This is a genomic window from Streptomyces sp. NBC_01232, assembly GCF_035989885.1.
Lineage (GTDB): Bacteria > Actinomycetota > Actinomycetes > Streptomycetales > Streptomycetaceae > Streptomyces.
Genome location: NZ_CP108518.1, coordinates 4,740,825 through 4,760,000 on the forward strand (window position 1 = coordinate 4,740,825; position 19,176 = coordinate 4,760,000).

Here is a 19,176-nt window from a genome sequence, read left to right on the forward strand (position 1 = left end):
CGGCCTAGACGTAGCGTTCCAGGATGGACGACTCGGCCAGGCGGGAGAGGCCCTCGCGGACGCTGCGGGCCCGGGCCTCGCCCACGCCGTCCACGGCCTGGAGGTCGTCCACCGAAGCCGCCAGAAGCTTCTGCAGGCCCCCGAAGTGCTCCACGAGCCGCTCGATGATCGCGCCCGGCAGCCTCGGAACCTTCGCCAGCAGCCGGTACCCGCGCGGCGACACCGCCGAGTCCAGGGTCTCCGGCGAGCCCGTGTACCCCAGCGCCCGTGCCACGATCGCCAGCTCCAGCAGTTCCGGATGCGTCAGAGCGTCCAGCTCCGCCAGCGCCTCGTCCACCGTGCGGGAACGCTTCGCCGTCGGCTCCGGCACGTAGTCCCGGATGACCAGCTCCCGCTCCTGCTCGATCCCGACCGTCAGCTCGTCCAGCTGCAGCGACAGCAGACGCCCGTCCGTGCCCAGTTCGACCACGTACTCGGCGATCTCGGTCGCGATCCGGCGGACCATTTCCAGCCGCTGCGCGACCGCCGTCACGTCGCGGACGGTGACCAGGTCTTCGATCTCCAGCGCCGACAGCGTGCCCGCCACCTCGTCGAGGCGCAGCTTGTACCGCTCCAGCGTGGCCAGTGCCTGGTTCGCCCGCGACAGGATCGCCCCGGACTCCTCCAGGACCCGCCGCTCACCGTCCACGTACAGCGCGATCAGCCGCATCGACTGCGACACCGACACCACCGGGAAGCCGCACTGCTTGGAGACGCGGTCGGCCGTGCGGTGGCGCGTGCCCGTCTCCTCCGTCGGGATCGAGGCGTCCGGCACCAGCTGCACACCGGCCCGCAGGATCTTGGTGATGTCCTTGTCGAGGATGAGCGCGCCGTCGAGCTTGCACAGCTCGCGCAGCCGGGTCGCGGTGAACTCCACGTCCAGGACGAAGCCGCCGGTGCACATCGCCTCGACGTTCTTGTCCATACCGAGGACGATGAGCCCGCCGGTGTTGCCGCGGACGATCCGTTCCAAGCCGTCACGCAGCGGCTGACCAGGTGCGACCGCGCTCAGCGAGGCGCGCATCATGGCCTCCTGCTTGGAGCCGGCGCCCGACTTGCCGGATGCTGCTGCCCCGTCCTTGGCTGCCACTGCACTCCTCCGGTCGCGGGTTGCGCCGCCCAGCGCCGCGGGCACGAGGACGTGCGTACGGCCGGGCGGACCATCCAGAAGTCTACCGGCGCGCGCCGCGGCCCCGCCGTGGCTTGGCCAGGTACGGCCCGGGAGGGCCCCGTACGGGCCCGCCGACCAGGGGGCCGTCCCCCCAGGGCGGGCTACTCCGCGGACCGCTCCCTGGCCGGCGTGCGGGACCGCCCGCGCGGCAACACCCGTAGTGCGTCGCCCATGTCGGCCACTTCGATGACCTTCATCCCGGCCGGCACCTTGCCCGGATCCGCCGGCACCAGCGCGTGGGTGAACCCCAGCCGGTGCGCCTCCGCGAGACGCCGCTGCACGCCCGTCACCCGCCGCACCTCGCCGGCCAGGCCGACCTCCCCGATCGCCACGAGGTTCTTCGGCAGCGGGACGTCGCTGGCGGCCGAGGCCAGCGCGAGCGCGATCGCCAGGTCGGCGGCCGGCTCGGTGAGCTTCACCCCGCCCACCGTGGCGCTGTAGATGTCGCGCTTGCCGAGCGCCGTGATCCGGCCGCGCTGCTCCAGCACCGCCAGCATCATCGACACGCGGGAGGTCTCCAGGCCCGAGGTCGTGCGCCGGGGGGAGGGGATCTGCGAGTCCACGGTCAGCGCCTGCACCTCGGCGACCAGCGGGCGCTTGCCCTCCAGAGTCACGGTCAGGCAGGTGCCGGGCACCGCCTCGGCGCGGCGGGTCAGGAACAGCCCGCTCGGGTCGGCGAGCCCGGTGATCCCCTCGTCGTGCAGCTCGAAGCAGCCGACCTCGTCGGTGGCGCCGTAACGGTTCTTGATGCCGCGCACCAGCCGCAGCCGGGCGTGCCGGTCGCCCTCGAAGCTCAGCACCACGTCGACGAGGTGCTCCAGCAGACGCGGGCCGGCGATGGCGCCGTCCTTGGTCACGTGGCCCACGAGGAGGGTGGCCATCCCGCGTTCCTTGGAGGCCCGGATCAGCGCCCCGGCCACCTCCCGCACCTGGGCCATGCCGCCGGGCGCGCCGTCGATCTCGGGGGAGGCGACGGTCTGTACGGAGTCCAGGACCAGCAGGGAGGGCTTCACCGCGTCGAGGTGCCCGAGCACGGCGGACAGATCGGTCTCGGCAGCCAGATAGAGGTGATCACTGAGGGCGTTGATCCGGTCGGCCCGCAGCCGCACCTGGCTCGCGGACTCCTCGCCCGTCACGTACAGCGTGCGGTGCTCGTCGCTGGCCGCCTTCGCCGCGACGTCGAGCAGCAGCGTCGACTTGCCGACGCCGGGCTCACCGGCGAGCAGCACCACGGCGCCGGGCACGAGCCCGCCGCCGAGGACGCGGTCCAGCTCGTCCACGCCGGTGCTGCGGGCGGTCGCGGTCCGGCCGTCGACCTGCGCGATCGGCAGGGCGGCGGTCGAGACCCGGCCGGCGGCGGTGGTCCGCACGGCGGGCGCGCCCATCTCCTCGACGGTGCCCCAGGCCTGGCACTCGGGACAGCGTCCGAGCCACTTCGCGGTCGTCCAGCCGCAGTCGGTGCAGCGGTAGGACGGCCGGTCCTTGGCGGATGAACGAGCAGTGCGGGCAGCCATGGCGTTCACGGTAGCCGCACCCACCGACAGGCCGGACCGCGGTGCCGGTGGCGGGGCCCGGCCGCCGCGCTGCGAAGGTGTCGCCACGGACCTGTCCGACGGGGGATCGCCCTTCGCCACCGGACGCGGCGGCGGCTCCCGGCGTGCCCGTAGCGGCAGGGGATCAGGGCCTGCCGGTCCGACCGCGTCAGGGCCTGCGTCAGCGCCTCACCGATCTGTTCACCCTTAAGGGCTAAATGTGGCGAAGGCTTCCAGGCCGCCACCGGCGCGCCGCCTACGGTCGCCAGGTGAACAGCAGCAGCCAGGCACACTCCTCAGCGCGCACCGGCGCACACCGGGCGCACGGGCGCATGCCCCACGAGGGCGAGCAGCCGCCGCCGTTCCGGCACGAGCCCTACCTGGACGGCCTGTTCACGTACTGCCTGTCGGTCCTGTGCGACCACGACACCGCGACCGACGTGCTCGGGGACGTACTCGCCGTGGCCGAGCGGCATCCCGGCCGCTGCCCCGACGAGGGCGACCGGCGCGCCTGGCTCTACGCACTCGCCCGCTGGGGCTGCCTGCACCGGCTCGCGGAGCACCGGCGCGCGCGACTGGGAGCGCATTCCGCCCGGCGTGCGCCGGAGCACACCGAGCACGAGCGTGCGCCGGGTGGCGGAACGGCCCCCGACCACGGCCGGGAAGCCCACCGGCCTCTTGACGTGAGCGCCTACCGCCGTACCGAGCTCGCCCGGCTCGCCTGGCCCGAAGCCGCCGGCACCACGCCCGAGCAGCGCGAAGCCCTCGAACTCGCCGTCCGCCACCGGCTCGGCGTCCCCGAACTCGCCGCCGTCCTCGGCACACCTCCGGCCGCCGCCCGCGAGCTGCTCTCCGGCGCCGCCTGCGAGGTCGAGCGCACCCGCGCCGCCCTCGCCGTCGTCGAGACCGGCAACTGCCCCGGCGTCTCCCGGCTCACCGGCGACGACGGCGACGGCAACGTCCTGCTCTCCAGCACCCTGCGCGCCGAGCTCGTCCGCCACGTCGACGACTGCCCCCGGTGCCGCCGCGTCGCCGAACGCGTCGGCGCCGCAGGCCCCTGGCCCGGCTCAGGCGGCCTCAACACCGCCGCGCTCCCCCTCGTACCGGCCCCCCGCACCGCCGTCCACGCCGCGATGCTCCGCTCCGGCCGGGGCCGCGGCCGCAGCCCCGCCCCGCGCTTCGACCGCACCGGCTTCCCCATGGATCCCAAGGACCGCGCGGCCCGCCGCGACCGGCTGCGCGCCCGGGTCGTGACCACCACCGTGGTCGCCACCGTCGTCGCCGCCCCGGTCCTGGCACTGTGGGCGGCGTACCGCGGTGACCCCGCCGTCGGCGAGCACGCCGGCGGCGACGCCACCCGTATCTCCGCCAGCGAGTCCGAACTCCCCACCGCGCGGACCGACGGACACCCGCTGACCGCCTACGAGAACGCCGGGAACGCCGCCAGCACCACCAGCGGCCCCGGCTTCGCCCAGAGCGACACCGCCTCCGACGTCTCCGTCGAGGTGATCAGCACCGGCCCGCCGGCCACCCCCGACCAGACCGGCAACCCCGGCCGCCTCAGCGTGGCCGCGTCCTCGCAGGGCTCCGTCACCCTGCTCACCCTCGCCGCCTCCGGCGGCGCCCCGGTGGACTGGCGGCTCTGGTCCGACGCCCCCTGGCTGCGCGCGAGCCGGACCGCGGGCACGCTGGCCCCAGGAGAATCGGTCACCCTACGGATCGCCGTCGACCCCGAGGCCCAGCCCGTCGGCGCCTGGAGCGCCCGGGTCGGAGTCGACCCGAGCGGCGCGGTGGTCTCCATCCAGGGCCGGGGCCGCCCCGCGTCGACATCCCCGCCCACCCCGGACCCGACACAGCCCGGCACTCCGGCGCCCTCCCCGGACCCGACGCAACCGCCCACCCCGACCCCGTCCCCGACGGAGCCGACGATCCCGCCGCCCTCCCCGACGCCCCGGCCGACACCGACGGAGGGCTCAGGCGGAACGGTTTCCCCCGCCCCGGACCCCGCCCCGTCGGCGTCACAGGCCCCCTGACGGGGCCGGCCCGAGCGGGACGGGGTCAGACGGTCGGGCGGTCAGGCGGTCAGGCAGGATCCGCGGGGTGCGGGGCCATCGGCAGCAGCGAGGCGAGCCGCGCCTCGCACAGCTCCACGAGGGCGTCGTACCCCTCCTTGCCCATCAGCTCCGTCAGCTCGGGGCGGTACGAGACGTACACCGGCTCCCCGGCACCGTGCGCCGAGGTGGCCGACGTGCACCACCAGTGCAGGTCGTGGCCGCCCGGACCCCAGCCGCGGCGGTCGTACTCACCGATCGACACCTGCAGCACGCGGGTGTCGTCCGGCCGGTCGATCCAGTCGTAGGTCCGGCGGATCGGCAGCTGCCAGCAGACGTCGGGCTTGGTCTCCAGAGGCTCCCGGCCCTCCTTCACGGCCAGGATGTGCAGCGAGCACCCGGCCCCGGCGGGGAACCCCGGCCGGTTCAGGAAGATGCACGCGCCGTCCCACCGGCGGGTCTGCTTCTCCCCGTCGTCGTCGTGCTGCGTCCACCCGCTCTCGCTGCCGACGTCGTGGAACTGCCACAGCTCGGGCGTCAGCCGCGCCACGTGCTGCGCGACGCGCTTCTCGTCGTCATCGTCGGAGAAGTGCGCGCCGAGCGTGCAGCACCCGTCGTCCGCCCGGCCCGCCTGGATGCCCTGGCAGCCACTGCCGAAGATGCAGGTCCAGCGGGAGGTGAGCCAGGTCAGGTCACATCGGAAGACCTGCTCGTCGTCGGCGGGGTCGGGAAACTCCACCCAGGCCCGGGGGAAGTCCAGCCCCTTCTCGTCGGCGACGACCACGACCTTCTCCTTGCCGCCCTTGGCCTTGGCGCTGCCCTTGCCCTTGACGGTGTCCTTGCCCGTGTCCTTCTGCGACCGGGTCTTGTTGGCCTTCTTCGTATTTGGCACAAACACAAGCGTCTCAGATCAGCAGAATGATCCCGGACCGGACGGAGTGTCGGGTTCACGGGCGAGTTCCCACCAGGGAGGGGTGGCGTGGGCGTGGAGGTGGAAACCTGCGCCCAGTGCCGCTCCTCTCGGCCGGTGCCGACGGGCGGTGGGTGTGCTGATCGTCGTCACGTCCTGGTGCCGGTGGGCTGCGCGGGGCAGCGGTTTCCGGTCCGTGTGGGCGTGTCCCTCCGGACGCTGGCCTGCTGGGCCCGGGGGCCCGGCGGGGGAGGGTGTCCGGCGTCGCCGGGGCGCCGGACGTGTGGTTCTGCGGCGGGTGGCTCCGGTTTTCGACCGGTCCAGCCGGCTTGGTCTCCGCGCGGCCGGTGTGATGGTTGCGCCGGCTTCCAGCGTGTCCACGACCGCGCGGATGGCCATGGTTCCGGAGGCCCGGCTCGTGATCGTTCTGCCTTGGTGGGTGAGGCCGCGCGATGCGATCCGTTGCCAGGCACCCTGGTCGCGGTCGCCCTGCCAGGAGCAGGCGGGGCAGATGGCCCACTTCCAGCCGGGTGCGGTGAGCCGGTCCGGGGCCGCACGGTGCCGTAGCGGGGTGAGGCACCGCGGACAGTGCCTGGAGGTGTCGCGTGCCGGAACGGTGACCACGGCGATGCCCGACTCGCCCGCCATGTGTCGCAAGCGGTCGACGATCTGCCCGCGCACCTGCTGGGAAAGACGCGTGTTCATCGTCCGTCCCATGCCGCCCGCCTCCATTGAGCGGAGGTCTTCGACGTAGATGACGCTCGCTCCGGCGGCGATGGCCTGGTCGACCGCCCACCGAGAGGCGGCCCGGGCCAACGCATCGTTGAGGCTCGACCGACGTGCGCCGACCCGGTCGCACTCCTCGCGGAGAACCGCGTGCCGGGCGGCGAGGGGGTGCTGCTCATTCCCGGCGATGAGGCTCCGGTAGTGGTCGGCCTTGCAGTGCAGGCGCTCGGAGAGTCGGCGCAGCCGGTGCTGCTTGGCGAGGACGCCGGCCGCCCGGAACATGCCTCCGGCCCCTCGGGCGGTGATCCGTCCGTCGCCATGAAGCCGGACCACGCCTGCACTGAGCAGGGTGTTCAGGCCCCAGTCCACGCCGAGCGCGATCGTGTGCCCGCCGCCTGTGCTTCTCGGTACCGGGTGGGTGTACGCGACATCGGCACGGACGCGACCTTGCTGCGGGCGGAGCGTGGGCAGGTGCAGCACCGCGCCCGCCGGAATCGTGGGCGGCAGCCTCAGGAGGCAGGCCACCCAGGTCCAGTTCCTTGTAGGACCGCGGGTCGGGGCGGTTGGGGAGCTGAAGGCGCACCAGTGCATGATGCGGATCACCGATTCGCTCGATGGTGGCCTGCTGCCGGTCGCACGCCGACAGGAGCAACGTGCGCGGTGTCCTGGGCGTGGCCTCTAGGTCGAACACATGGACCGGCAGCCGCTTGTGCTTCCCGAGGAACACGGAGACCTGTCGGGTACGTGCCCTGATGGCACTCGTCGGCAAGTGTCGCCCACCCGGTACCGCTGCGCGGACGGCCTCCCACTCCTGTGCCGTGCGTTTGGCCGGGTCGGCGGGCCAGGTGGCGATCACTGCCGCAGTCAGGCCGGTGCGCCAACCCGCTGAACGCAGAATTCGCCCGGCCTGCTCCTGTGCCATACGAACGATCCGGTCATTGACCCGGATCCCCTCGGGCGGTCCGGCGTTCCAGCCGAGGCGACGCAACGCCATCCATGCCTGTGACGGCAACTTCCTGCCGCCGTCGTCCGTACCGGAGATGAGCGCCTCCATATCGGGGGCGGTCCAGTGCGCGGCCAGCAGTTCGGAGACCATGCCTGATGCCAGGTCGGCGCACCAGCCGACGCGCTCCGTCAGCGCGGCGCTGGTCAGCCGTTCTCCGGTCGCCTCATCCACGCCCGTCCGAAGCAAGGCGTGGGCAGCAGCGGTACGGGCGATCTCGCCCTCCGTCAGCGGAACTCGCCGTCCCACGCCGCACCTTCCGTCCCCCGACCTGTCATCCGATCAACGACCCGGCTCACCAAAGGTCGCGCGTTCGATCCGGGAACGGGCATCCAACGCAGCCGCCCCATAGGAATAAGCACCCCTTACAGAGCTCTGGAGTCTTCCTCGCAGTAGCGTTTCCCCCTATGAGACTCGGTGTCCTGGATGTGGGTTCGAATACGGTCCATCTGCTGGTGGTGGACGCGCACCCCGGTGCGCGCCCGCAGCCGGCGCACTCGCACAAGGTGGAGATGAGGCTGGCGGAGCTGCTCGACGAGCGCGGCGCCGTCACACCCGAGGGCGTCGAGCGTCTCGTCTCGGTGATCGGCGACGCGGTGCAGGCCGCCGAGGACAAGGGGTGCGAGGACGTTCTCCCCTTCGCGACCAGCGCCGTACGCGAGGCCACGAACGCGGACGAGGTCCTGGCGCGGGTCAAGGCCGAGACCGGCGTCGACCTGCCGGTGCTCAGCGGTGAGGACGAGGCCCGGCTCACCTTCCTCGCGGCCCGCCGCTGGTTCGGCTGGTCCGCCGGGAAGCTGCTGGTCCTGGACATCGGCGGCGGCTCGCTGGAGATCGCGTACGGCATCGACGAGGACCCGGACGCCGCCGTCTCCCTCCCGCTGGGCGCGGGCCGCCTCACCTCGGGCTGGCTCCCGGGCGACCCGCCGGACGCGCTGGACATCCGGGCGCTGCGGCGGCACGTGCGGGCGGAGATCGCCCGGACGGTCCGCGAGTTCAGCCGCTTCGGCGTGCCGGACCACGTGGTGGCGACCTCGAAGACCTTCAAGCAGCTGGCCCGCATCGCGGGCGCGGCCCGCTCCGCGGACGGCCTGTACGTACAGCGGGACCTGAGCCGCAAGTCCCTGGAGGAGTGGGTCCCGCGCCTGGCGGCGATGACCACGGCCCAGCGGTCCGCCCTCCCGGGCGTCTCGGAGGGCCGGGCGAACCAGCTCCTGGCGGGTGCGCTGGTGGCGGAGGGCGCGATGGACCTGTTCGGCGTGGACCACCTGGAGATCTGCCCGTGGGCCCTGCGCGAGGGCGTGATCCTCCGCAGGCTGGACCACATGCCGGCACCGGGGGCCTGAGGGCCGCTACCGGCCGTCCGAGAAGTTGTGCACCCCCCACCAGCCGGACTCGTCGTGGTAGATGCCCACTCCCACCTCGGTGAACGTCCGGCTGGTCTGCGCCTTGTAGTGCCCGGGGCTGTGGCGCCACATGGACTGGAACTTCTCCGCCGCCTGCTGGGCGGTCATCGACTCGTCGCTCCACATCACGATGTTCTCGCCGACCCAGGTGCGCGATCCGGTCACCAGGTGGCCGGTGTCCTTGCTGCCCGAGTGGCCGAAGCCGGATGTGCGCATGTGCCTGGCCCATTCGCGGGCGAAGCCACTGAGATCGTCCTTCAGTACGAGGGGCGCCAGGCCCACCGTGGCCCGTTCGCCGTTGAGGAGCTTCAGCGACATGGCCTCGGCGTCGCGGACGGCCTGCGAGGACACCCTCGGCCCGGCCACCTTCGGGTCCGGGCCGACCGGGCCGGACCCGGACGCACCGCCGGCCGGGGCAGGGCCGGGCGCGTCGGCGCCCTTCGACGGCTTGGATCCGCGGGACGGGGCGGCGTCCGGCCGGACCTCCGCCGAAGGGGAGGCCGCAGCCGCCGGGGACGAGGCGGGCGCGCCGGACGGGGTCGCCGACGCGAGCGGTGAGCCGGATATCCCGGTCGGGGTGCCCGGACCGGGCTGCTGAGCGGGTTCGGTCGCGGCGCCGGCGGCAGCGCCAGCTCCAGCGTCCGTGTCCGTGGACGAGGACGCGGCCACGCGGTCGGCGCCCCCGGAAGCGCCGTCCGTTCCGTGGAGGGCGAAGGCCCCCGCCGCGACGGCGACGAGCGCGGCCGCGGACACCATCAGGCCCGTGCGCCTCGCGCTGCTGCGCGTACGCACCGCCCTGCGGCCCCCCGCACGGCGACGGGACTTCGCAGGGCGCCGCTCCCTGTCGTGGACCGGCCCGGCTCCCTGGTGGGCAAGGCTTTCGACCGGCTCGTGCTCGTGCATGTGTGGCCCTTCGCAGTCGTGCGGAGCTGCTGCCGGATGGTCCGGCATACAGGGAGACCCGCCCGGGCGACGGCGATAACACTTTCCGGGGCGAACAGCGGGAAACATCCGCCCGGCACCGGCACCGGCACCGGCACCGGCACCTACGGCACCGGCCCCGGTGCGGCCCGAGGCCGCCCGTACGGAGCCGGCGGCCGAGCCCGGCACTGAGCCGGTGGCCGGCCCGCCCCGGCCGCCCCTCCCGCGTGGCCGCCGTCACGGCCGCGGCCGCCGCCGGGCCCGTACCCTGTCCCCGTGGCAGAACCAGTCCGTGTCCCGACCGCGAAAGTCGCCCTCTCCACCGCCTCCGTATATCCGGAGTCGACGGCGACCGCCTTCGAGATCGCCGCGCGCCTCGGGTACGACGGCGTCGAGGTGATGGTCTGGACGGACCCGGTCAGCCAGGACGTCGACGCCCTGCGCCGGCTGTCGGACCACCACGGGGTGCCGATCCTGGCCGTCCACGCGCCGTGTCTCCTGATCACCCAGCGGGTCTGGTCCACCGATCCGTGGACCAAGTTGCAGCGCGCCCGGGCGGCGGCCGAGCGGCTCGGGGCGAGCACCGTGGTCGTGCATCCGCCGTTCCGCTGGCAGCGCCAGTACGCACGGGACTTCGTCACCGGCATCTGGCGGATGGCGGACGAGACCGACGTCCGGTTCGCCGTGGAGAACATGTACCCGTGGCGCTACCGCGACCGCGAGATGCTCGCGTACGCCCCTGAGTGGGACGTGACCAAGGACGACTACCGCCACTTCACCGTCGACCTGTCCCACACCGCGACCGCCCGTACCGACGCCACCGCGATGATCGACCGGATGGGCGACCGGCTCGCGCACATCCACCTCGCCGACGGGAACGGATCGGCCAAGGACGAGCACCTGGTCCCGGGCCGGGGTACGCAGCCCTGCGCCGAGCTGCTGGAACGCCTCGCGCGGACTTCGTTCGACGGGCACGTGGTGATCGAGGTGAACACGCGCCGGGCGATGTCCTCCGCCGAACGCGAGGCCGATCTCGCCGAGGCGCTGGCCTTTACCCGCCTGCACCTCGCCACCGCCACCTCAGCGGCGCCCGCCACTTCCGCGGCCCCCGCCACCTCCGCCGCCGAGCGCGACGAGGTCCGCCGGCCGTGACCGATACCCCGGACGCCGCCCAGCCCCGCCGCCGCCGCGGCCCCGGCCGCCCCCGGCAGGACGAGGCCGACGAGGGCCCCGGCACCCAGGAGCGCATCCGGCTCGCCGCCCGGGAGGTGTTCGCGGAGCGCGGGTACGACAAGACCTCCGTGCGCGGCATCGCCAAGGTCGCCGGCGTCGACCCTGCGCTGGTGCACCACTACTTCGGCAGCAAGGACGACCTGTTCGCCGCCGCCATCGAGGTCAGCATGGAGCCCGCCCTGGTGGTCCCCTCGATCCTCGGCGAGGGCCCGGACGGCATCGGCGAGCGCCTCGCCCGCTACTTCCTGGGCGTCTGGGAGAACCCGGTCACCCGTGTCCCGCTGCTCGCCGTGATCCGCTCGGCGCTCACGCACGAGGCCGCCGCGAAGGTGCTGCGCGGGCTGGTCCTGCGGCGGGTCCTGGAGCGCGTCGCCGCCGACCTCGACGTTCCCGACCCGACGTTCCGTGCCGAGCTCGCCGCCTCGCACATGGTCGGCATCGCGATCCTGCGCTACGTGGTCCAGGTGGAGCCCCTGGCGTCCGCCGACCCGGAGAAGATCGTGGCGCTCGTCGCGCCGACGCTGCAGCGGTACCTGACCGAGGAGTGAGCCCGCCGTCCCGGCATCCGGACGAGGTGTCCGGATCGCGGGCGGTGGGCGTAGCCTCGTATCTGAGCCATATCCGCAGTCGCGGCTGACCGTACAGCCGCACTCATGGGGAGTGAAACCGCATGCCCGAGCTGAGGTCCCGCACCGTCACCCACGGCCGCAACATGGCAGGCGCACGTGCGCTTATGCGCGCCTCGGGCGTAGCGAGCGCGGACATCGGCAAGCCGATCGTCGCGGTCGCCAACTCCTTCACCGAGTTCGTCCCCGGCCACACCCACCTGGCTCCGGTCGGCCGCATCGTCTCGGACGCGATCCGGGCCGCCGGTGCGATCCCGCGCGAGTTCAACACCATCGCGGTCGACGACGGCATCGCCATGGGTCACGGCGGCATGCTGTACTCCCTCCCCTCCCGCGACCTGATCGCGGACTCGGTCGAGTACATGGTCGAGGCGCACTGCGCCGACGCGCTGATCTGCATCTCCAACTGCGACAAGATCACCCCCGGCATGCTGATGGCCGCCATGCGCCTCAACATCCCGGTGGTCTTCGTGTCCGGCGGCCCGATGGAGGCCGGCCAGGCGACCCTCGTCGACGGCACGGTCCGCAAGCTCGACCTGATCGACGCCATGGTCGACGCCTCCAACGAGAACGTCTCCGACGAGGACGTCCTGCGCATCGAGGAGAACGCCTGTCCCACCTGCGGCTCCTGCAGCGGCATGTTCACCGCCAACTCGATGAACTGCCTGGCCGAGGCCATCGGCCTGGCCCTCCCCGGCAACGGCTCGGTCCTCGCCACGCACACTGCCCGCCGCGCCCTGTACGAGGACGCCGGCCGCACGGTCGTGGAGATCACCAAGCGCTACTACGAGGACGGCGACGAGTCCGTCCTCCCGCGCAACATCGCCACCCGTGAGGCCTTCGAGAACGCCATGGCCCTCGACATCGCGATGGGCGGCTCCACCAACACGATCCTGCACCTGCTGGCCGCGGCGCAGGAAGCGGGTCTGGACTACGACCTCACCGACATCGACGCCGTCTCGCGCCGGGTCCCGTGCCTGGCCAAGGTCGCGCCGAACGTGGCGCCCGGCGGCACGTACTACATGGAGGACATCCACCGCGCCGGCGGCATCCCCGCCATCCTCGGCGAGCTGCACCGCGGCGGACTCCTCAACAAGGACATCAACACCGTCCACTCCGACGGCCTGGAGGACTGGCTCGCCCAGTGGGACGCCCGCTCCGGCACGGCCTCCGACACGGCCATGGAGCTGTGGCACGCGGGCCCCGGCTGCGAGCGCTCCGCCACCGCCTTCTCGCAGTCCAAGCGCTGGGAGTCCCTCGACCTCGACGCCGAGGGCGGCTGCATCCGCTCGGTGCAGCACGCGTACTCCAAGGACGGCGGCCTCGCCGTGCTGCGCGGCAACATCGCCGAGGACGGATGCGTCGTGAAGACCGCCGGCGTCGACGAGTCGATCTGGACCTTCGAGGGTCCGGCGGTCGTCTGCGAGTCCCAGGACGAGGCGGTCGACAAGATCCTCCGCAAGGAGATCAAGGAGGGCGACGTCGTCGTCATCCGCTACGAGGGCCCGCGCGGCGGCCCCGGCATGCAGGAGATGCTCTACCCGACCTCCTTCCTCAAGGGCCGCGGCCTCGGCAAGTCCTGCGCCCTGGTGACCGACGGCCGCTTCTCCGGCGGCACCTCGGGCCTGTCCATCGGCCACGCCTCCCCGGAGGCGGCCTCGGGCGGCACCATCGCGGTCGTCGAGGACGGCGACCGGATCCGCATCGACATCCCGAACCGGTCCATCGAGGTCCTCGTCGACGAGGCCACCCTGGCGGCCCGCCACGAGGCCCTCGGCGGCGTCTACGCCCCGAAGAACCGTGAGCGCAAGGTCTCCGCGGCCCTGCGCGCCTACGCCGCCATGGCCACCAGCGCCGACAAGGGCGCGGTCCGCGACGTCTCCCTCCTGGGCTGATCGTCCGCACGGCAGCAGTGACGCCCCCGCACCCCCCGGTGCGGGGGCGTCCGCGTCTCACCAGCCGGAGGAAGCCCCCGCGGCGACCGCGAACACCGTCCCGTCGGGCGCGTTCCCGAACAGCCGACCGTCCGCGGTCACCGGCGCGGGCAGCGTCGAGGTGTGGGCGGCGGCCTTGCCGTCGGCCATCCGCGCCCTGGTCTGCCCCGTCGGACGGCCGCTGTCGGCGTCGACGGCCAGCAGCCGTCCGTCCGGCGCCATCAGGGCGACCAGCCCGTCGGCGAACACGGGGCGGGAGGCCACCGTCACGCCCGTCTCCGACCGCCAGCGCTCCTTGGCCGCTCCGACCGCCACCAGCGCGCCGGAGGTCCCGGACAGGTAGGTGGTCCCGTCCCGGTCCACCGTGGCCTGTGCGTCGAGGAGCGGAGCCTTCAGCGGTACCCGGTGCACCGCGTGTGTCGCCAGGTCGGCCCGTACGACGGCGGTGGTCCTGGAGGACGAGTCGAGGTCCAGCAGGTACAGCCCGCCCTGCGCCGTGCCGACCGGCTGCAGCCGCCCCGCCGTCCGCAGCTGCCCCCGGACCGTCCCGGTCGCCGGGTCCACCGCGGCGACCTTGGTGGACCCGCCGTCGCCCCCGGGCGTCGCCACGTACAGCCCGGGTGCTGCGCCGTCCTGCCCGTCGTCGCCCCACCAGACGGATCCGACCCCGCCGATCTGCCTGGTCCAGAGCGGTGTGCCGGTCGCCGGGTCCAGCGCCGTGACGCTGCCGCCCGTCCCCACGAGCAGGACGTGCCCGCCCGCGGTCATCACCTGTGTGCCGTCCGGGAGCCGGTGCCTCCAGTGCTCGGCCCCCGTACCCGGATCCAGTGCCTGGAGCGTCTCGCTGCCCGGCACCACGACGAGTACCTGCCCGCCCGCGTGCAGCGGAGCGCTGACGGCCGTGGCCTTCTTCGCGGGGCCGGCCGCCTCCAGCGCCCACACCGTGGCGCCGTCCGCGGGATCGAGCCGTGCCGCGGTGATGCCCGGACCGGTGCAGTAGAGGGCCGCAGCCTGCCAGGAGCAGGCACCCATCCGGCTGCCCGTCACGGGCCCGACCAGCGGGACCGCCCATGGGGAGAAGGTCTTCTGCGGCGCCGGACCGGTCTGTGCGGCGATCCGGCCGGGCGACCCGGCCGCCGCCCCGAACTGCAGGTATCCGCCCAGGGCGCCGCCGGCGAGCAGCAGCCCGAGCCCGATGCCGGCCGCTACCGCCGTCCGGGTCCTGCGCCGGGGCGGCGGCGCCCCGGGTCCGGCAACGATCCGCTCCCGCTTGTGGGTGATCTGCTCGGCATCGAGGGGCCGCCGGGGCTCTGGGATGAAGGCCCGGGTGTCCTCGCCGGTCGGGTACGCGATCGCCCGCATCTCGGCGATCAGCGCCTCGGCGGTGGGCCGCTCCGCCGGATCCTTGGCCAGGCAGCGCGCGACGAGGGGTACGAGCTGCGGCGGAAGCCCGGTCAGATCCGGTTCGCTGTGCACCACTTGGTACGCCACCAGGTAGTGGCTGTCCGAGTCGAACGGCCCGTGCCCGGTCGCCGCGTGCACGAGCACCGCCCCCAGGGCGAAGACGTCCGCGGCCGTCCCCACGTCGCGGGGCCGCTGGAACTGCTCGGGCGCCATGAACGGCGGGGTGCCGATCAGCTTGCCCGTCTCGGTCCGCAGGTCGCTGTCCGCCGGCCGGGAGATCCCGAAGTCGATGACCCGCACGCCGTCCGGAGCCATGAGCACGTTGCTGGGCTTCAGGTCCCGGTGCACCACTCCCGCCCGGTGGATGTCCCGCAGGGCCTCGGCCAGACCGGCGGCGAGCCGGGCCAGTTCGGAGGGGTCCAGCACCTTTTCCCGTACGCGCTCGGAGAGCGTCGGCGCGTCGATGAACAGCGTGGCCATCCACGGCCGTTCGGCATCGGGGTCGGCGTCCACGACGGGCGCGGTGAACGCTCCGCTGACCCGGCGCGCCGCGGCGACCTCCTGCCGGAACCGGGCCCGGAACTCCGGGTCCACCGCGTGCGAGGGGTGCACGATCTTGACGGCGAGTTTCAGCCCCGAACCGGACGTGGCCAGATGGACGACGCCCATCCCTCCGGAGCCGAGCACCGATTCGAGCCGGTACTGCCCGGCGTACTCCGGAAAACCCACGTAGTCCGCGCGCCGCGAATGCACCGTTCACCACCCCCGCCGGAGCCTAGTCGATGACCCGTGCGATTCTCCAAGGTCCTGCTACCCTGCGCGAGTTGCGCACGGCAACGCCCATGGGGGGAGATTTCGCATGTCGGTGGAGAACGATTCGAGCCAAATCCAGAGCCTTGCCTCCGGCTCCGGTTACCCGTCCTACCCGGTCGCTCCCGGCTCCCGGCTGAACGTCCGCAGCGGCCCCGGCACCAACTACTCGGTCATCGACGTCCTGCCGTACGGCGCGACCGTCACGCTCCGCTGCCAGACCGACGGCACCACCGTCTCGGGCCCGTACGGCACGACCGCCATCTGGGACTGCATCGGCAACGGCCGGTTCGTCTCCGACGCGTACGTGAGGACCGGCAGTGACGGCTATGTCGTCACCGAGTGCGGCTGACCCTTCTCGGACCGCTGCCGGACCCGTCGGACCCGTCTGACACGTGAGACACACCGGGCCCGCCCGGCCCGGCGGGGGATAATCGCTGACGTGAGCGACGACCAGCGAGACCAGACCCCCGCCGAGCCGGACGCGCAGGCCGCGGTGCCCGCCGGCCCGCAGCCCGAGCCGATCCGGTTCTTCGGCACGACGTGGGTCGACCACGACGGCGGCTACGCCCTGCGCCGCGCCGGCCTCGCCATCGGCTCGCTGACCACCGCCGTCGCCGCAGCCCTGCTGCTCCGCCTCTCCTACGAGGGTCTGGAGATCGGCAACGTCGGTCCCTTCCTCAGCATCTCGGTCGTCGTCCTCTTCGCGATCTCCAGCTCCATCGCCTTCACCAAGACCTGGGCCTCCTTCAGCCGTCGCCCCGCCCCGTCCTCCGACGAGGCCGCCCTCAAGGGCCTCAAGACGATCGGTTTCATCGGCTCGCTCATCGCGTACTTCCTGCGCTGCCTCGGCGAGGCCCCGGGCGAGAAGCTCCACCGCGCCGAGTACGAGCGCGCGCAGACCGAATACGCCCGCCGCCGCAGCACCCGCACGGGCAACCCGGCCGCCCGCCGCCCCAAGCGCAAGAAGTAGCGGTACCAGGCAGGAAGGCCGGCCCAGAGGAGTCCGGAGCAGTCCGACCCTTCCCGGTGATTGACGCCCGGGCACCGCCAGGAGCATTATTCATCACATGATGAATAACCAGGCGGACGGAGACCCCGCCGCCGTCCACGCCCGTGACCTCACCGTCCGCCGCGGCACCGGCCGCAACCCCCGCACCGTCCTCGACTCCATCGCCTTCGACGTCCCCCGCGGCCGCATCACCGGCCTCCTCGGCCCCTCCGGCTGCGGAAAATCCACCCTCATGCGCGCCGTCGTCGGCACCCAGGCCCACGTCACCGGAACCCTCGACGTCCTCGGCCACCCCGCCGGCCACCCCCGGCTCCGCTCCCGCATCGGCTACGTCACCCAGGCGCCCAGCGTCTACGACGACCTCACCGTCCGGCAGAACCTCGAATACTTCGCCGCCGTCCTCGACCCCGGCCGCGCCGCCGCCGACCGCCGGGCCGACGCCGTCACCCGCGCCATCACCGACGTCGACCTCACCACCCGCGCCGGCGCCCTCGCCGGCAACCTCTCCGGCGGCCAGCGCAGCCGCGTCTCCCTCGCCGTCGCCCTGCTCGGCACGCCCGAGCTCCTCGTCCTCGACGAACCCACCGTCGGCCTCGACCCCGTCCTGCGCCGCGACCTGTGGAACCTCTTCCACGACATCACCGCCACCCGCGGCGCGACGATCCTCGTCTCCTCCCACGTCATGGACGAGGCCGAACGCTGCCACGACCTGCTCCTCATGCGCGAGGGCCGCATCCTCGCCCAGGACACCCCCGACGCACTGCGCGCCCGTACCCACTCCGCCACCGTCGAAGAGGGCTTCCTGCGCCTGGTCGACGAAGCCAACGCGCACGCCGCCACCGCGAACGCCGCCGACACCGCGGCCCTCACCCCGGAGCAGAGCCGATGACCGCCACGACCGCCATGAGCGGCGCCCGCACCGGCGCCACTGCCGCCCGCGTGCTGCGCCAGCTCCGCCACGACCCGCGCTCCATCGCGCTGATGCTCCTGGTCCCGGTACTGATGCTCACCCTGCTGCGCTTCGTCTTCGACGGCAGCCCCAAGACCTTCGACGGCATCGGCGCGTCACTGCTCGGGATCTTCCCCCTCATCACCATGTTCCTGGTGACCTCCATCGCCACCCTGCGCGAACGCACCTCCGGAACCCTGGAGCGCCTCCTCGCCATGCCGCTGGGCAAGGGCGACCTCATCGCCGGCTACGCCCTCGCCTTCGGCGCCGTCGCCGTCCTCCAGTCCGTCCTCGCCACCGGCCTCGCCCTCTGGGTCCTCGGCCTCGACGTCATCGGATCCCCCTGGCTGCTGCTCCTCGTAGCCCTGCTCGACGCACTCCTCGGCACCGCGCTCGGCCTGTTCGTCTCCGCCTTCGCGGCCTCCGAGTTCCAGGCCGTCCAGTTCATGCCGGCGGTGATCTTCCCGCAGCTCCTCCTCTGCGGCCTCTTCGCGGCCCGCGACACCATGCACCCGGTCCTCGAAGGCCTGTCCGACGTCCTGCCCATGTCCTACGCGGTCGACGGCATGACCCAGGTCCTCACCCACACCGACATGACCGCCGCATTCGTCCGCGACGCCGCGATCGTCGCCGCCTGCGCGCTGCTCGTACTCGCCCTCGGCGCGGTCACCCTCCGCCGCCGCACCCCCTGACGCCCACAGGCCGGACAGTCCCGCCCCGTTCGTTTCCCGGGTGAAAGGATGAGGCCGTATACGTGTCGCGCGTGAAACTCCCCCGGCCACCGCTGGGAGGGACCCCCAGGCGAGGTGAATCGGGCATGACCCAGACAGTCGCAGTCCTCGGTACCGGAAAGATCGGCGAGGCCCTGCTCAGCGGAATGATCCGCGGCGGCTGGCCCGCCTCGAAACTCCTCGTCACCGCCCGCCGCACCGAACGGGCCGAGGAACTCCGCACCCGCTACGGGGTCGAGGCCGTCTCCAACGCCGAGGCCGCCAAGCGCGCCGACACCCTCATCCTCACCGTCAAGCCCCAGGACATGGCGAAGCTCCTCGACGAGCTCGCCCCGCACGTCCCCGCCGACCGCCTGGTGATCAGTGGCGCCGCCGGCGTGCCGACCGCCTTCTTCGAGGAACGGCTCAGCACGGGCACCCCCGTCGTCCGCGTCATGACGAACACCCCCGCCCTCGTCGACGAGGCCATGTCCGTCATCTCCGCCGGCAGCCACGCCACCGCGGCGCACCTCGCCCACACCGAGGAGATCTTCGGCAGCGTCGGCAAGACCCTGCGCGTCCCCGAGTCCCAGCAGGACGCGGCCACCGCCCTCTCCGGCTCCGGCCCCGCCTACTTCTACTTCCTCGTCGAGGCCATGACCGACGCCGGCATCCTCCTCGGCCTGCCCCGCGCGCAGGCCCACGACCTGATCGTCCAGGCCGCCATCGGCGCCGCCGT

16 protein-coding genes (1 of these 16 cut by a window edge) are annotated in these 19,176 nt (G+C 73.1%); 10 read left to right on the top strand and 6 right to left on the bottom strand.

All coding sequences use genetic code 11. From position 1 onward, the window contains the following. Positions 1-4: 4 nt before the first annotated feature. A complete protein-coding gene (gene disA, locus OG444_RS21905) occupies positions 5-1,129 on the bottom strand; it encodes a DNA integrity scanning diadenylate cyclase DisA (RefSeq protein WP_327263784.1) in 1,125 nt (374 codons plus the stop codon). A 182-nt stretch (positions 1,130-1,311) separates the two neighbouring features. Next, positions 1,312-2,724 carry a DNA repair protein RadA gene (radA, locus tag OG444_RS21910; protein WP_327263785.1) on the bottom strand — a complete coding sequence of 471 codons (1,413 nt, stop codon included), beginning with the start codon at positions 2,722-2,724 and terminating at the stop codon, positions 1,312-1,314. Positions 2,725-3,011: 287 nt separating this feature from the next. Here radA and OG444_RS21915 point away from each other — a divergent pair, with 287 nt between their 5' ends. Continuing rightward, positions 3,012-4,775: a BACON domain-containing protein gene (locus OG444_RS21915; protein WP_327263786.1), complete on the top strand. Its 1,764-nt coding sequence runs from the start codon at positions 3,012-3,014 to the stop codon at positions 4,773-4,775. Between the two features lie 49 nt (positions 4,776-4,824). Here the strand turns inward: OG444_RS21915 and OG444_RS21920 are convergent, their stop codons facing one another. Continuing rightward, on the bottom strand, positions 4,825-5,577 hold the full coding sequence (locus OG444_RS21920) for a hypothetical protein (protein WP_383196500.1): 753 nt from the start codon (positions 5,575-5,577) through the stop codon (positions 4,825-4,827). 126 nt (positions 5,578-5,703) lie between these two features. After that, a complete protein-coding gene (locus OG444_RS21925; protein ID WP_327263788.1) occupies positions 5,704-6,954 on the bottom strand; it encodes a zinc ribbon domain-containing protein in 1,251 nt (416 codons plus the stop codon). Between the two features lie 885 nt (positions 6,955-7,839). Here OG444_RS21925 and OG444_RS21930 point away from each other — a divergent pair. Further along, positions 7,840-8,778: a Ppx/GppA phosphatase family protein gene (locus tag OG444_RS21930; protein ID WP_327263789.1), complete on the top strand. Its 939-nt coding sequence runs from the start codon at positions 7,840-7,842 to the stop codon at positions 8,776-8,778. Positions 8,779-8,784: 6 nt separating this feature from the next. Here OG444_RS21930 and OG444_RS21935 read toward each other — a convergent pair whose 3' ends face one another. Continuing rightward, positions 8,785-9,741, bottom strand: coding sequence for a CAP domain-containing protein (locus OG444_RS21935; RefSeq protein ID WP_327263790.1), 957 nt, complete (start codon positions 9,739-9,741; stop codon positions 8,785-8,787). A 294-nt stretch (positions 9,742-10,035) separates the two neighbouring features. Here OG444_RS21935 and OG444_RS21940 point away from each other — a divergent pair, with 294 nt between their 5' ends. The 3 genes from OG444_RS21940 to ilvD all read left to right on the top strand — a co-directional run bounded on the left by OG444_RS21940 (position 10,036) and on the right by ilvD (position 13,513). Further along, a complete protein-coding gene (locus OG444_RS21940) occupies positions 10,036-10,911 on the top strand; it encodes a sugar phosphate isomerase/epimerase family protein (RefSeq protein ID WP_327263791.1) in 876 nt (291 codons plus the stop codon). After that, positions 10,908-11,540 carry a TetR/AcrR family transcriptional regulator gene (locus tag OG444_RS21945; RefSeq protein ID WP_327263792.1) on the top strand — a complete coding sequence of 211 codons (633 nt, stop codon included), beginning with the start codon at positions 10,908-10,910 and terminating at the stop codon, positions 11,538-11,540. Before OG444_RS21940 ends, OG444_RS21945 begins: the two co-directional genes overlap by 4 nt. 122 nt (positions 11,541-11,662) lie before the next feature. Further along, on the top strand, positions 11,663-13,513 hold the full coding sequence (gene ilvD / locus OG444_RS21950) for a dihydroxy-acid dehydratase (RefSeq protein WP_327263793.1): 1,851 nt from the start codon (positions 11,663-11,665) through the stop codon (positions 13,511-13,513). A gap of 57 nt (positions 13,514-13,570) precedes the next feature. Here the strand turns inward: ilvD and OG444_RS21955 are convergent, their stop codons facing one another. Continuing rightward, positions 13,571-15,709, bottom strand: coding sequence for a serine/threonine-protein kinase (locus tag OG444_RS21955; protein WP_327263794.1), 2,139 nt, complete (start codon positions 15,707-15,709; stop codon positions 13,571-13,573). Positions 15,710-15,815: 106 nt separating this feature from the next. Here OG444_RS21955 and OG444_RS21960 point away from each other — a divergent pair, with 106 nt between their 5' ends. The 5 genes from OG444_RS21960 to proC all read left to right on the top strand — a co-directional run. After that, complete coding sequence (locus tag OG444_RS21960) at positions 15,816-16,118, top strand: SH3 domain-containing protein (RefSeq protein ID WP_327263795.1); 303 nt, start codon at positions 15,816-15,818, stop codon at positions 16,116-16,118. 90 nt (positions 16,119-16,208) lie between these two features. Beyond that, the gene (locus OG444_RS21965; RefSeq protein ID WP_383196492.1) at positions 16,209-16,739 is read left to right on the top strand and encodes a hypothetical protein; all 531 of its coding nucleotides are present in this window, start codon (positions 16,209-16,211) and stop codon (positions 16,737-16,739) included. A 97-nt stretch (positions 16,740-16,836) separates the two neighbouring features. Beyond that, positions 16,837-17,667: an ABC transporter ATP-binding protein gene (locus OG444_RS21970; protein ID WP_327263796.1), complete on the top strand. Its 831-nt coding sequence runs from the start codon at positions 16,837-16,839 to the stop codon at positions 17,665-17,667. Next, a complete protein-coding gene (locus OG444_RS21975; protein ID WP_327263797.1) occupies positions 17,664-18,419 on the top strand; it encodes an ABC transporter permease in 756 nt (251 codons plus the stop codon). Before OG444_RS21970 ends, OG444_RS21975 begins: the two co-directional genes overlap by 4 nt. A 125-nt stretch (positions 18,420-18,544) precedes the next feature. Next, positions 18,545-19,176, top strand: partial view of a pyrroline-5-carboxylate reductase gene (gene proC / locus OG444_RS21980; protein ID WP_327263798.1) — the 5' portion only. 178 nt of this gene lie beyond the right edge of the window; the window shows 632 of its 810 coding nt (coding positions 1-632); its start codon is at positions 18,545-18,547; its stop codon lies beyond the right edge, outside the window.

Bases quoted from the DNA above. Each gene is read 5' to 3' on its own strand.
- radA (WP_327263785.1), bottom strand. From the start codon at position 2,724: ATGGCTGCCCGCACTGCTCGTTCATCCGCCAAGGACCGGCCGTCCTAC.
- OG444_RS21930 (WP_327263789.1), top strand. From the start codon at position 7,840: ATGAGACTCGGTGTCCTGGATGTGGGTTCGAATACGGTCCATCTGCTG.
- OG444_RS21935 (WP_327263790.1), bottom strand. From the start codon at position 9,741: ATGCACGAGCACGAGCCGGTCGAAAGCCTTGCCCACCAGGGAGCCGGG.
- ilvD (WP_327263793.1), top strand. From the start codon at position 11,663: ATGCCCGAGCTGAGGTCCCGCACCGTCACCCACGGCCGCAACATGGCA.
- OG444_RS21960 (WP_327263795.1), top strand. From the start codon at position 15,816: ATGTCGGTGGAGAACGATTCGAGCCAAATCCAGAGCCTTGCCTCCGGC.
- OG444_RS21970 (WP_327263796.1), top strand. From the start codon at position 16,837: ATGATGAATAACCAGGCGGACGGAGACCCCGCCGCCGTCCACGCCCGT.
- OG444_RS21975 (WP_327263797.1), top strand. From the start codon at position 17,664: ATGACCGCCACGACCGCCATGAGCGGCGCCCGCACCGGCGCCACTGCC.